Here is a 13,310-nt window from a genome sequence, read left to right as displayed (position 1 = left end):
TCCGTTGCCTTCCACGCCCCGCCCGAAGGCGATGGCGGTGGACGGCGACGATGGCCGCTGGGGCTTGCGCCCCGGGTGTTGCTTCAAGTCATGACGTGACAGGTCATGTGGTTTGGAGTGGGAGTCGAACCCACGACAGACGGAATCAGGATCCGTTGCTCTACCCTGCTGAGCTATCCAGTTGGGGACCGCGCGGAATCGAACCGCGTACCGGCGAACCGGCGCCTGCCTCCAGCAGGCGATCCAGGCGATGGCATGTCCGCGACCTCCGGCATACGCCACGGCAACGCCGCGCGCACCAGCCCGTGATGGAAACGGGACCGTTGGAGAATCGAGGGTGCAGGCCACCGACATTATCGACGAGCGATAATGTTTTGATGCGATGCAGATAATGTCCTGGCGCAGCCGATCGCGCGAAGTAAATCCTTCGGCGGGGCGGGAGAAACCTGGGTCAGTGAGCGGCGGGTTGCCGCGCGGGGTGCAGTTCTGGCATCGCGGGTCCTTGTGCCGACGCAAACGAAAACGCCCCCGGGACTTGCGTTCCGAGGGCGTCGTCAGGCCTCGGAGATCGGGGTGGCCGATCTCCGCAGGGCGGGTATCAGGCCGTTGTCAGCTGGTCTTCCTTGCCGAACGCGCGCGCCAGCCCGTCCATGCGCAGGCATGGCAGCAGTTTGGCGATGGCGACGGAATGCGCGTTCAAGGGAAGTTTCCAGTGGTTGTTGAAACGAGGTGCGCACGATAAACCACGATTTAGTCGCGTGCAACCATTTTGTTCAATTGTTTTCTTCGGCACGTGGGCAATGCCGGCCGGCGGCCGGCACTACCGGGCCTCACGCTTCGGCGCTGGCGGCGTCCAGCTGCGCGACATCCTGCACGCTCAGCGACACGTTGGCCGCTGCCAGCAGATCGTGCAGCTGTTCGACGCTGGTGGCGCTGACGATCGGCGCGGTGATCGACGGCCGCGCGATCTGCCATGCCAGTGCGATCTGTGCGGCGCTGGCACTGTGCTTGCTGGCCACGTCATCCAGCGCCTGCAGGATGCGCAGGCCGCGCGGGTTCAGATAGCGCTTCACCACCGTTTCGCCACGTGCCGGGCTCTTGGCCGCATCGGCCGGTGTGCGGTACTTGCCGCTGAGGAAGCCACTGGCCAGGGCGTAGTAGCCGATCACGCCGATCTGTTCGCGCTGCACCAGCGGTTCCAGCTCCTTCTCGTAGCCGGCACGGTCGTACAGGTTGTACTCCGGCTGCAGGGTTTCGTAACGCGGCAGCTTGTAGTCGGTGGACACCTTCAGCGCATCGGCCAGGCGCGTGGCGCTGTAGTTGGAGGCACCGATGGCGCGCACCTTGCCGGCTTCGATCAGGCGGCCGAACGCGGCCAGGGTCGCTTCCAGTGGCGTCGACTCATCATCCTCGTGGGCCTGGTACAGATCGATCACGTCGGTCTGCAGGCGGCGCAGCGAGTCCTCGACCGCCGCATTGATGTTGTCCGGGGTCAGGCCGGGGCGTTCGGCCCATTTGGCCACCTTGGTCGCCAGCACCACCTTGTCGCGCTTGCCGCTGCGCGCGAACCATTTGCCGATCAGCGTTTCCGATTCGCCGCCGGTGTTGCCCGGCACCCAGGCCGAATACACATCGGCGGTGTCGACCAGGTTGAAGCCGGCGTCGACGAAGGCATCGAGCAGGGCGAAGCTGGCCTTCTCATCGGCGCTCCAGCCGAACACGTTGCCACCGAAGGCGAGCGGACGTACATGCAGGCCGGAACGGCCCAGTTCGCGGGTTGCCGTCATGGGCACGGACTCCTTGGGGGAAGTGCTCCAGAATAGAACGCGTAGTGTGACCGTGCTGCGGCGGCGACCACAAAACAGTGTTCCGCGATACGCACGCGGCTAACGTTTTGTGAACACCTGGGGCGCCGCGGCTGCTAGTCTCGCCGCATCTTCCGCTGGAGTCGCTCCGATGATGCCTGCTTCGTCCCTGCGTGGTTGCCGCCTGCTGCTTGCTTCGGCCCTGCTTGCCGCTGTTCCCGCGTTTGCCGCACCGGCCACGGTCGCGCCGGCGAAGATCCAGGTGTCGCCGGCCATCGACGCGGCGGTGAAGGCGCCCACCCGCGATGCCAACAACGTCAAGCGCGACGGTTTCCGCCACCCGGCGCAGACGCTGTCGTTCTTCAAGGTGACGCCGGAAAAGACCGTCATCGAGATCACCCCCGGCAACGGCTGGTACTCGGAGATCCTGGCGCCGCTGCTGCACGACAAGGGCCACTACGTTGCTGCGGTGGTCGATCCGATGGCGGTGCCCGAAGGCCGCGGCCGTGACTACCAGCAGCGCAGCCGCGACAGCCTGGAAAGGAAGTACGCCGCTGCACCGGCACAGTTCGGCAAGACTGCCGTGGTGGCCTACGATCCGGCCAAGCCGGTGTTCGGCCCGGCCGGTTCAGCCGATGTGGTGCTGACCTTCCGCAACGTGCACAACTGGCGCAAGGCCGGCCAGGCGCAGGGCATGTTCCAGGGCTTCTTCAACGTGCTCAAGCCGGGCGGCGTGCTGGGCGTGGTCGAGCACCGCGCCAAGGCCGACGTGGCCGACGACGATGACACCGGCTATGTCGGCCAGCAGCAGGTGATCGCGATGGCCGAGGCCGCCGGCTTCAAGCTGGACGCGCGCAGTGAGGTCAACGCCAACCCGCGCGACACCAAGGACCACCCGAACGGCGTGTGGACGCTGCCGCCGACCAACCAGCACGACAAGGCCGATGATGCGAAGTACCAGGCGATCGGCGAAAGCGACCGCATGACCCTGCGCTTCATCAAGCCGTAAGAGGGGTGCCGGGCTGGCGCATGCTGACTCTGTAGAGCCGAGCCCATGCTCGGCTGCTGTTGCGTTCCGCCGTGCTGTGCGCGATGAGCCGAGCATGGGCTCGGCTCTACAGCCGAGTGGCGCGTGGCGCGGCATGGGACAATGCGCCATCCGCCGACTGCCGTGCCCGCAATGCTGATCGCCTTCAACAAGCCCTTCAACGTGCTCTGCCAGTTCACCGACCGCAGCGTACCGCCGCGGCCGACGCTGGCCGGGTTCGGCCTGCCGCCGCGCGTGTATGCCGCCGGTCGCCTGGACCATGACAGCGAAGGCCTGCTGCTGCTGACGGATAACGGCACGCTGGCGCACACGTTGACCGACCCGAAGCACAAGGCCGACAAGACCTACTGGGTGCAGGTGGAAGGCACGCCCAGCGATGAGCAGCTGCAACGGTTGCGCGATGGGGTGGAGCTGAATGACGGGCCGACCTTGCCGGCGAAGATCGAGCGCCTCGATCCGGCGCCGTCGCTGTGGACACGCGATCCGCCGGTGCGCTTCCGCAAGACCGTGCCCGATGCCTGGCTGGCGATCACGATCCGCGAGGGCCGCAACCGCCAGGTGCGGCGGATGACCGCGGCAGTGAACCTGCCAACGCTGCGGCTGGTGCGGGTGGCGATGGGGCCCTACCGGCTGGACGACCTGCAGCCGGGGCAGTGGCGGCAGATCGGTTGAAACAGAAAGGGCCGGATACCTCGCGGCATCCGGCCCTCTCGTAGCTGGTAGGGTCAGAGCCCTTCCTGCGGAAGGGGTCTGACCCGGGCAGCTTCACGCGTCGCTGCCGATATCGCTGTGCTCGTCCACCACGGTGTCGTTGCGGCGGTCGCGTGCGTGGATGCGCTGCGCCTGCCCATTCACCACGTGGCCATTGGCAGCCTTCTTCTTCTGCTGCTTGCGGTACAGCGCATAGCCCAGCAGGCCGACGCCGACGGCAGCCGCGGCAATGGTCACGGCCGGGTTGCGGCGGGCGAACTTGGTGGCGACCTTGCCGCCGGTCTTCACTGCGCCGAGGGCGGCGCCGGTCTTGATCCAGTCCGCGTTGCGCAGGCTGCCACCGGCGCTCTTCAGGCCATCGCCGGCGGTGTGGGCCAGCTCCAGGGCGCGCTCCAGAGCGCGGTCGGTGATTACGGTCAGCTTGCTCATGCGGGGGTCCTTTGCCTCGGGTCGAAGTCCAGTGTCGCGTGTTGCCCGTAAACGGTATGTCAGTCGGGGACGCACGTGGTGTGACTTTACCGCAGCCATTCAGGATCAGGCAGGCTCCGCACCCGGTAGTGCCGGCCGCTGGCCGGCAATGCTCTCCGCCTGGTGCCAGGGGGCTGCCGGCCAGCGGCCGGCACTACCAATCAGGTTCCGCGCGGCTTGGCCCGGTGCGTGGCCGTCGCCGTCCACGGATCATCCGGCCATGGGTGGCGCGGGTAACGGCCCTTCATCTCCTTTTTCACTTCGGCGTAGGTGCTTTCCCAGAAGTTGCGCAGATCCTGGGTGACCTGCAGCGGGCGGCCGCCGGGGGAGAGCAGGTGCAGGGTCAGCGGCACGCGGCCATCGGCGATGCGCGGCGTGTCGGCCAGGCCGAACAGTTCCTGCAGCTTCACCGCCAGCACCGGCGGCAGCGGATCGCCGCTCTCGCTGTCCAGCGCATAGGTGATCGGCCGCTCCAGTCCGGACGGCACGGTGATGCGGGTCGGCGCATGACGCTCGACCAACTGCCGTTGTGACCACTCCAGTGGCGATTTCAGCGCCTCGCCGAAGCTGGATTCATCCAGCGTATCCAGTCGCGTCCTGCCGGCGAACGCGGGCTGCAGCCATTGTGCGCGCGTGGCCAGCAGGGCATCGTCGCTGCAGTCGGGCAGGCCGAGCTCGGGCATCCAGCGCCGCAGCGATTCCACCCGGGCCTGCCACTGGCGCAGGCCCTCGGTCCACGGCAGCGCCTGCAGGCCGAGCTCGGCCACCGCATCGGTCAGCGCCTGCGCGGCGTGCTGCGGATCGACCCGGCCGGCCGAGCGGCTGTCCAGCACGATCCGGTCGAAACGGGTCTCGCGCAGCGCCACCAGGGCGCGTCGCTCGCTGTCCCAGCGCACCAAGTCTTCGGTGACGAAGCGCTCCGGCCATGCCTTGCGCAGCTGGCCTTCATCCACCGGTGCGGCACGCAGCAGCAGCGCATCGCGCGCCTCGAAGCGCAGTTCGCTGGCCACCAGCCACGGCTCACCGCGCAGGTCACTCAGTTCGTGCAGGCGCGCGCTGCGGCCATTGGCCAGCAGGTAGCGCAGCGGATCGCCGGGATGCTGGAAACCGATCCGGTCGGGAAAGGCGTGTGCAAGCAGATCGCCCAGTTCGTGCGCCTCGATGCTGGCCGGCGGCGTAGCCTCGCAGCGCAGGCGGCGACGCCACTGCTTGGCGGCGGCATCAATGGCGGCCAGCCCGCTGCGGTTGGCATCGCCCGGCGCGCGGCCAGTGCGGAACGCGGCCAGTGCGCGCCAGCGGGCCGCCAGCGCGTCACCGCCCTGGCGCAGCGGGTCGCGCGCTTCCAGCAGGGCGGCCAGATCGGCGGCCAGCGCCTGCGCGCGGGCATCGGGCGCTGCCAGCAGCATCGCCGCCATCCGCGGGTGCGTACCCAGCGCCAGTACACGGCGCCCGAGTGCGGTGATCGCGCCCGAGTCCGACAGTGCACCCAGGCGTTGCAGCAGTTCGCGCGCCGCACCCATCGGGCCGGCCGGTGGCGGGTCGAGGAAGCGCAGGTCGCTGCTGCCCCACGCGGCCAGTTCCAGCGCCAGTCCGGCCAGTTCCACCTGGTCGATCTCCGCGCGGCGCTGCGGCTCCAGCCGCTGCGACTGCGGCCACAGCCGCCAGGCCACGCCCTCGGCCACGCGACCGGCACGGCCCGCGCGCTGGTCGGCCGACGCCTGCGCGATGGCCACCACGTCCAGCCGGGTGAAGCCGCTGTTGGGGTCGTAGCGCGGCTCGCGCGCCTGGCCGCTGTCGATCACCACGCGCACGCCGGGCAGGGTCACCGACGACTCGGCCACGTTGGTCGCCAGCACCACGCGACGGCGGCCATCGCTGGCGGCCTGCAACACGCGCGCCTGTTGTTCGACCGGCAGCTCGCCATGCAGCGCCAGCACCTCGACGTTGCCATCGAGTGACTCCTGCAGGCCGGCCTGGACGCGCGCGATCTCGCGCTGGCCGGGCAGGAACACCAGCAGGTCACCGGGGTGCTCGGCCAGTGCCTGCTGCACCGCGCGGCGCACCTGCAGTTCCAGGGCTTCATCGCGGCGCGCCGGGAAGTGGCTGATCGCCACCGGATAACTGCGGCCCTCGCTGCTCAGCCGCGGCGCATCGAGGAAGCGTGCCAGCCGCTCGCCGTCCAGCGTGGCCGACATCACCACCAGGCGCAGGTCGTCGCGCAGCTGCGCCTGCACGTCCAGCGCCAGCGCCAGGCCCAGATCCCCACTGAGATGGCGCTCGTGGAATTCATCGAACAGGATCGCGCCGACGGTTTCCAGCATCGGGTCGTCCTGCAGCATCCGGGTCAGGATGCCCTCGGTGACCACCTCGATGCGGGTGCGCGCGGATACCTTGTTCTCGAAGCGGATGCGGTAGCCGACCGTGCCGCCGACCTCCTCACCCAGCTGCCGTGCCATGAACAGCGCCGCGCTGCGCGCGGCGACCCGGCGTGGTTCCAGCAGAATGATCTTGCGGCCCTGCAGCCACGGCGCGTCGAGCAGCGCCAGCGGCACCTGGGTGGTCTTGCCGGCACCGGGCGGGGCCTCCAGCACCAGCCGTGGTTGCACGGCCAGCTGCTGCTGGATCTGCGGCAGCAGCGGGGAAATCGGGAAGAGCGGGGCGTTCATATGCAAAGGATAAGGGGCCACGGCAGGCGCAGGTACAATGCGCGGGCACTTTTCCCCCGCGATGACCATGCACCTGATCGATATCGGCGCCAACCTGACCCACGACTCCTTCGACCGCGACCGCGATGCCGTGCTGGACCGCGCGCGCCAGGCCGGCGTGGTGCAGATGGTCATCACCGGTGCCAGCCGCGAGCACTCGCCACTGGCCCTGCAGTTGGCCCAGCAGCACCCCGGCTTCCTGTACGCCACCGCCGGCGTGCACCCGCACCACGCGGTGGAATACACCGAGGAATGCGATGCCGAAATGCGCGCGCTGCATGCCCACCCGGAAGTAGTGGCGGTGGGGGAGTGCGGGCTGGACTACTTCCGCGATTTCTCGCCGCGCCCGGCCCAGCACCGCGCGTTCGAGCGCCAGCTGCAGCTGGCCGCGGACAATGGCAAGCCCCTGTTCCTGCACCAGCGCGATGCGCATGCCGATTTCATGGCACAGATGAAGAACTTCGAAGGCCGCATCGGCCCGGCGGTGGTGCATTGCTTCACCGGTGAGCGTGACGAGCTGTTCGACTACCTGGACCAGGACTGGTACATCGGCATCACCGGCTGGCTGTGCGACGAGCGCCGTGGCGCGCACCTGCGCGAACTGGTGAAGAACATCCCGGCCAACCGCCTGATGATCGAGACCGACGCACCGTACCTGCTGCCGCGCACGCTGAAGCCGATGCCGAAGGACCGCCGCAACGAACCGATGTTTCTCTCGCACATCGTGGAAGAACTGGCGCGTGACCGTGGCGAGGACGTGGCAGTTACCGCCGCGAATGCAACGGCCGCGACGCGTACGTTCTTCCGCCTGCCCGGCACTACCGGAGCAGGTCGCGCAGGCCCTCACGGTAGCTGGGGAACCGCGGCGCCCACGCCAGTGCTTCACGCGTGCCACGGCTGTCGATGCGCTTGTTGCTCTGGTAGAAGCGTCGCAGGGTCGGGCTGAGTGCAGGGTCGTCCCATGCCACGGCAGGTGGCATCGCAAACCCGCCCAGCTGCGCGGCGAAGGCCAGTACCTCCTGCGGCGGTGCCGGCTCGTCATCGGCCGGCAGATACAGGCCATCCACGCACGGCCGCTGCATCGACGCGATAACGACCGTCACCAGGTCATCCACGTGCAGCCGGTTGAATAGCAGCCCGGGACGCACTACGTGGCGGGCACGTCCCTGCGCCAGCTGCAGCAGCGCATTGCGCCCCGGCCCGTACAGGCCGGGCAGGCGGAACACTGCCGATGCGATGCCGCGTTCTCCTGCAAGCGCACGCCATTGCGCTTCGGCCCGCAGGCGCTGCACGCCGGCTGCTTCAGTGGCATCGGCTGCGCTGCGCTCGTCGACCCAGCCGCCGGCGCGGTCGGCATACACCGAGGTGGACGACAGATAGCCCACCCAGCGCAATGCCGGGCTGGCCCGCAGCGCGGGCAACAGCAGGCGCAGTGCAGGATCGCCATCGGCGTCGGGTGGCACACTGCACAGTACGGCCTCGGCCTGCGCGATCTCATCGAGCAGGGCGGGCGATGGCGTGGCATCGGCACCCAGCGGATGGCGACGCAGACCATCGCGTGGTGCCGATGCGGGATCGCGTACCGTGCCGGCGACGTGTGCGCCCAATGCCTGCAGATGTCGGGCCATCGCACCGCCACTCCAGCCCAGCCCGAGGATCAGCACCCGCGAGGGCGATGCACTGGCGGCGGAGATGATGCTCACGCGCCGCGCAGTGCCTGGTAGGCCTGCAGGCTGCTGTAGGCGACCTGCAGCAGCAGGGCTTCCTGGTCGGCCTTGCGCGCGCGGGCCAGCATGTCGCCGACGATCTGTTCGGCCTCCACCTGTTGGCCGGCTTCCAGGTCACGCAGCATCGATGCCTTCAGTGCCGAGCCGGCCTGGGTCAGGGTGTCGCGCGCGGTGTCCTGCGCGGCCACGGGAACCGGTTCACCGGCGGCTTCGGCCACGGCCAGGCATTCGTCGTACAGGCCGCGCACGATCGCCTCGCCATCATCGGTGGCAACGATGGTGCCGATGTCGGCGCGCAGCAGGCAGGTCGCCGCCGCCAGCGCGGTAAGGAAGGTGTACTTGATCCATTGTTCCTGGCCGATGTGTTCGCTGGCCAGGTGATCAAGATGGGCCTGCGCGCAGACCGCAGCGAAGGCGCGCACGCGCGCCGAGGCCGCGCCGCTGTCGCGCTCGCCGAAGGTGAGCTTGGCCGGTTTGCCCAGGTGCAGCACCGCACCGTCGGGGGCCTTGGTGGCGCTGATGAAGCACAGGCCACCAAGCACGGCGTCGCGGCCGAAGCGCGCGTCCAGTGCGTTGTAGTGATGCAGGCCGTTGAGGATCGGCAGCACGGTGGTGCCTGCGCCCACGGCCGGGGCAATGGCGTCGATCGAGCTGTCCAGGTCGTAGGCCTTGCAGCTGAGGATGACCAGGTCGAACGGCTTCTGCGCGGCCAATGCGGGCAGTGCATCAGCGGTGACATGCTGCACGGGGAAGCTGGCATCGCCGAGCGGGCTGCGGATGACCAGGCCGTCGCGATCCAGCTGGGCGGCGCGCGCGGGGCGCACGAGGAAGGTCACGTCCACACCGGCCTGGGCCAGGCGACCACCGAAGTAACCGCCGGTACCGCCGGCGCCGAGGATCAGGATGCGCATTGCACGTTCACCGTGTTCTGGGGAATCAGGATTTCGATTGTGCCGGAGATCGCGGCCAACGGCGGTGCCACTCGTGGTGGTTCGCGGAAAGCACGGTTCAGTGGGGTTGGCCGGGTGCGGCCACCACGGAAGACAGATCAGGAGCGGAAGCGGGCCGCTCGCTGCGCGAGCGCGTGTAGAACCGCGCTCAGGGCAGCTGTTCGCTGAAGCCTTCGGTGTATCCCAATAGAAGCGTGGTGCGGGAGGACAGCGTTGCAGCCAGTTGTGACCAGGTGTCGTGCGTTCCGGCAGCGTAGACGCGCTGCAGGTCCGCGACCAGAGCGTCCGCTTCCGCAGGCGACGGCGCGCTGTCACGCTGGAAGCCCAGCCACGATGCGCCAAGCCCGAACAGGCGGTAGTCGTAATGCTCTTGCAGGTGCCGGATCAGGGCGTGGTTCTGGAAGATGTTCCAGTCCGCGCTGAAGTAGCCGTTGGGCAGGGCGGCGATCAGCAGGTCGTCACGATCCACGGGCACCTGTTGCACGTAGACCACCTCGTCGACGATGAGATCCGGTGCGGCATTGGCCGCGACCAATGCCTCGATGTCCGCGTCATTGCACATCAGCGTGCCCGCCAGCGTGCTCCATTCCAGCCGATGCGTCGAATGCTCAAGCTGCGCGACCACATGCGCCAGCAACCGCCCGCGTGCCGCCAACGCATCGTCGGGGGTTGCCGGGTCTTCGTTCTCGTAGAGCGCGATGCGCGCGTCGTCTGACGCGTGCATGCTGGTGTAGCGGCACTGGCCGGCATCATCGAGCGTGCACAGGTAGCGATACCGGGGATCAGCCGCGTGCCGCGAGGCCAGGTATTCCAGCACCTCATCCAGCGTGGGTGAATCGCCCAGCAACGCATGGCTGAAGGCATCGATGGGGCCGTCCGACACGGCTTTGTCCAGCGCAATGGAAGTGATCTTCATCGCCACAGCCTAGCTGCAATCCCGAACGAGAAAAGCGGAACATCGGCTTTGCCGTGAAAGCTCCATCCACGCATGGCGTCGATCCATCGTGTCGACCAAGGTCGACACCTACCAGCAGCAGCGGAGAACGACATCCCGGCAGATCGCCGGAATTTGTCGAAGGCGGGGTGGGTCCGATTGCGGGGGTGTCCGCGGCATGGATGCCGCGGCCAAGCCCCCAGGGATGGGTTTACGGCGTCCCCCGCAATCGGACCCACCCCGCCATCCCCCGGATAGTCAGCTTTTGCCGTTGCCGTTGAAGTTGACGTTGATTCGGCGGGTGCAGGGCCGCAGGCCCTGCAGGCCACCCTTAGCTGCGCATGCCCACGCCACGGCGCAGCAGCCACAACGCCAGCGCCGTCAGCGCCACCACGAAGCCGATCATCAACCCATAGGCCACCGGCAGCGGCACATCGCTGCTGCCCAGCAGGCCATAGCGGAACGCATTGACCATGTAGAAGATCGGGTTCGCGTGCGTGGCCGCTTCGGCCCAGCCCGGCAGCAGCTTCACCGAATAGAACACGCCACCCAGGTAGGTCAGCGGGGTCAGGATGAAGGTCGGCACGATCGCCACGTCGTCGAACTTCTTCGCATACACCGCATTGATGAAACCGGCCAGCGAGAAGATCGTCGCGCCCAGGATCACCGTGGTCAGCATCACCAGCGGGTGCGGAATGCGCACCGGGGTGAAGAACATCGCGATGATCAGCACGATCACGCCCACCATCAGGCCGCGCAGCACGGCGCCGGCCACGTAGCCCCACAGGATCACCCAGTTCGGCATCGGGCTGACCAGCAGCTCTTCCACGTGGCGGCCGAACTTGGCACCGAAGAACGAGGAACTGATGTTGCCGTAGCTGTTCTGGATCACGCTCATCATCACCAGGCCCGGCACGATGAACTGCATGTAGGTGTAGCCGCCCATGTCACCCACGCGCGATCCGATCAGGTTGCCGAAGATCAGGAAGTACAGGGTCATGGTGATCGCCGGCGGCACCAGGGTCTGGCCCCAGATGCGCATGATGCGGGCGACTTCGCGGCGCACGATGGTCATCAGCGCGATGCGGTTGCGCTGGCCGTCGGTCAGCTCGGTGGTGCTCATGCAGGCTTCTCCAGGTTGCCGGTGAGGCGCACGAACAGCTCCTCCAGGCGGTTGCTCTTGGTACGCATCGAACGCACGCGGATACCGGCCTCGTTGAGCGTGGCGAACACGCGGTTGAGGTCCATTGCGCGCGGCATGTCGATGTCCAGCGTGTGCGGGTCCGGCGCGGTCAGGGTCGCGCCCTCGATCACCGGCAGCTGCGCCGGCAGGTCACCGTCGATGTCCAGCAGGAAGCCCTCCACGTCCAGCTTGGCCAGCAGGGTGCGCATCGGCCCCTGCTCGACGATCTGGCCATGGTTGATGATCGCCAGGTGGCGGCACAGGTACTCGGCTTCTTCCAGATAGTGCGTGGTGAGGATGATCGTGGTGCCGGCAGCGTTGATCTCCTTCAGCACGCGCCACATGTCGCGGCGGATCTCGATGTCCACGCCGGCGGTCGGCTCATCCAGGATCAGCAGGCGTGGGCGGGTCATCATTGCGCGGGCGATCATCAGCCGGCGCTTCATGCCGCCGGACAGCGTGCGGCTCATCACCTGCGCCTTTTCCCACAGGTGGGCCCGCTTCAGTTCCTCTTCGGCGCGCTGCTCCGCTTCCTCGCGCGGCACGCCGTAGAAGCCGGCGTAGTTCACCAGGATGTCGAAGGGCTTTTCGAACAGGTTGAAGTTGATTTCCTGCGGCACCAGCCCGATCAGGCGCATGGTGGCGCTGCGGTTGCGCACCAGGTCGCTGCCGAACACCTCCACCTGGCCCTCGCTGAGGTTGACCAGGGAGCTGATGATGCCGATCAGGGTCGACTTGCCGGCACCGTTGGGGCCCAGCAGGGCGAAGAAGTCGCCCGGGGCCACTTCCAGGGAAACCCCCTTCAGGGCCTGGGTGCCGTTGTCGTAGGTCTTGCGCAGGTCGCGCACGCGCAGGGCGGGCGCCGTATCGTTCTGGGATGCCAAGCTCGAAGCCTTCGCGCCCATGGGCTGGCGCTGGAGAGGGGCGGGGAGGGGCTATTATAGAAGACCCCGAGGGCTTGCCCCGGCTACACACTGTCCCGAAAAGTCGTGCCTGTTCAATTCCCCCTCAAGCTGGTCGGCCGCCGCATGCTGGCCCCGACCGTCGGCCACTACCAGTTCGTGCGTGACGATGGGCAGCCGCTGGATTTCCAGCCCGGCCAGTTCATCCAGGTCCATTTCAGCTACGCCGATGGCACCGAAACCAAGCGCAGCTACTCGCTGGCGACCATTCACGACCACGCACTGGGCCCGGGCGAGGCGGTGGATATCGCGGTCAGCTTCGTGCCCGGTGGCGCCGCCACCGCGCTGTTCGAGGCGCTGGAGCACGGCGGCCAGATCAGTGCATCCGGCCCCTACGGCCGCTTCTGCCTGAATGCCGGTGACCACAATGCCCGCTACCTGCTGATCGCCACCGGTACCGGCGTTACCCCGTACCGCTCGATGCTGCCGCTGCTGGAAAAGGCCATGGCCGAACGTGGTGCGCAGATCGTGCTGCTGCAGGGCGCGCGCAGCCCGGGCGAGCTGCTGTACAGCGAGGACTTCTACAGCTTCGCCGAAAAACACCCGAACTTCCGCTATGTTCCATGCCTGTCGCGCGAACTGCCCGCCGATCCGCATCCGGACGTGCAGCACGGTTACGTGCAGCAGGCGCTGGCCGGTTTCACGCCGGACCCGGCCACGGACATCGCCTACCTGTGCGGCAACCCGGACATGGTGGATGCCTGCGCCGAGCTGCTGAAGGCCGCCGGCCTGGGCAACCCGCAGATCCGCCGCGAGAAGTACGTCAGCAGCAAATAGGTCCGGCTGGTGCCGGCCGCTGGCCGGCAACCCCACGAAT

At 67.8% G+C, this 13,310-nt stretch carries 11 protein-coding genes, 1 tRNA gene and 1 pseudogene; 4 read left to right on the top strand and 9 right to left on the bottom strand.

Features of this window, described 5'->3' with window-relative positions:
* Positions 1–108: 108 nt before the first annotated feature.
* Positions 109–181: transfer RNA gene (locus AC5P7A_RS15880), tRNA-Gln, on the bottom strand.
* A gap of 649 nt (positions 182–830) precedes the next feature.
* Positions 831–1,787, bottom strand: a complete 957-nt coding sequence (locus tag AC5P7A_RS15875; protein WP_046433152.1) for an aldo/keto reductase — start codon at positions 1,785–1,787, stop codon at positions 831–833.
* Positions 1,788–1,956: 169 nt separating this feature from the next.
* On the opposite strand from AC5P7A_RS15875, the gene AC5P7A_RS15870 reads away from it, so the two are divergent.
* Both AC5P7A_RS15870 and AC5P7A_RS15865 read left to right on the top strand, forming a co-directional pair.
* On the top strand, positions 1,957–2,814 hold the full coding sequence (locus AC5P7A_RS15870) for a class I SAM-dependent methyltransferase (RefSeq protein ID WP_046433148.1): 858 nt from the start codon (positions 1,957–1,959) through the stop codon (positions 2,812–2,814).
* A gap of 171 nt (positions 2,815–2,985) precedes the next feature.
* Positions 2,986–3,525, top strand: a complete 540-nt coding sequence (locus tag AC5P7A_RS15865; protein WP_014648817.1) for a pseudouridine synthase — start codon at positions 2,986–2,988, stop codon at positions 3,523–3,525.
* A 93-nt stretch (positions 3,526–3,618) separates the two neighbouring features.
* Here AC5P7A_RS15865 and AC5P7A_RS15860 read toward each other — a convergent pair whose 3' ends face one another.
* Both AC5P7A_RS15860 and hrpB read right to left on the bottom strand, forming a co-directional pair.
* Positions 3,619–3,993, bottom strand: coding sequence for a hypothetical protein (locus tag AC5P7A_RS15860; RefSeq protein ID WP_014648816.1), 375 nt, complete (start codon positions 3,991–3,993; stop codon positions 3,619–3,621).
* A gap of 200 nt (positions 3,994–4,193) precedes the next feature.
* Positions 4,194–6,698 (bottom strand): ATP-dependent helicase HrpB, encoded by a 2,505-nt coding sequence (hrpB, locus tag AC5P7A_RS15855; RefSeq protein WP_049442055.1) that lies wholly within the window; start codon positions 6,696–6,698, stop codon positions 4,194–4,196.
* Positions 6,699–6,765: 67 nt separating this feature from the next.
* Here hrpB and AC5P7A_RS15850 point away from each other — a divergent pair.
* Positions 6,766–7,569: pseudogene (locus AC5P7A_RS15850) on the top strand (TatD family hydrolase); the annotation flags it as partial.
* Here AC5P7A_RS15850 and AC5P7A_RS15845 read toward each other — a convergent pair.
* The 5 genes from AC5P7A_RS15845 to AC5P7A_RS15825 all read right to left on the bottom strand — a co-directional run bounded on the left by AC5P7A_RS15845 (position 7,556) and on the right by AC5P7A_RS15825 (position 12,436).
* Complete coding sequence (locus tag AC5P7A_RS15845) at positions 7,556–8,365, bottom strand: Rossmann-fold NAD(P)-binding domain-containing protein (protein ID WP_262093735.1); 810 nt, start codon at positions 8,363–8,365, stop codon at positions 7,556–7,558. The pseudogene AC5P7A_RS15850 and the gene AC5P7A_RS15845 overlap by 14 nt on opposite strands.
* 71 nt (positions 8,366–8,436) lie before the next feature.
* Positions 8,437–9,375: a 2-dehydropantoate 2-reductase gene (gene panE / locus AC5P7A_RS15840; protein ID WP_046433139.1), complete on the bottom strand. Its 939-nt coding sequence runs from the start codon at positions 9,373–9,375 to the stop codon at positions 8,437–8,439.
* Between the two features lie 187 nt (positions 9,376–9,562).
* The gene (locus AC5P7A_RS15835; RefSeq protein WP_049442051.1) at positions 9,563–10,330 is read right to left on the bottom strand and encodes a hypothetical protein; all 768 of its coding nucleotides are present in this window, start codon (positions 10,328–10,330) and stop codon (positions 9,563–9,565) included.
* Positions 10,331–10,679: 349 nt separating this feature from the next.
* A complete protein-coding gene (locus AC5P7A_RS15830) occupies positions 10,680–11,471 on the bottom strand; it encodes an ABC transporter permease (RefSeq protein WP_014038898.1) in 792 nt (263 codons plus the stop codon).
* The gene (locus AC5P7A_RS15825) at positions 11,468–12,436 is read right to left on the bottom strand and encodes an ABC transporter ATP-binding protein (protein ID WP_005411567.1); all 969 of its coding nucleotides are present in this window, start codon (positions 12,434–12,436) and stop codon (positions 11,468–11,470) included. Before AC5P7A_RS15825 ends, AC5P7A_RS15830 begins: the two co-directional genes overlap by 4 nt.
* An 84-nt stretch (positions 12,437–12,520) precedes the next feature.
* Here AC5P7A_RS15825 and AC5P7A_RS15820 point away from each other — a divergent pair, with 84 nt between their 5' ends.
* A complete protein-coding gene (locus AC5P7A_RS15820; RefSeq protein WP_080355826.1) occupies positions 12,521–13,270 on the top strand; it encodes a ferredoxin--NADP reductase in 750 nt (249 codons plus the stop codon).
* Positions 13,271–13,310 lie beyond the last annotated feature (40 nt).

The sequence above is a fragment of the Stenotrophomonas sp. YJH_SMC_65 genome (assembly GCF_059369475.1).
This window is presented reverse-complemented; position numbering and strand designations above follow the sequence as displayed.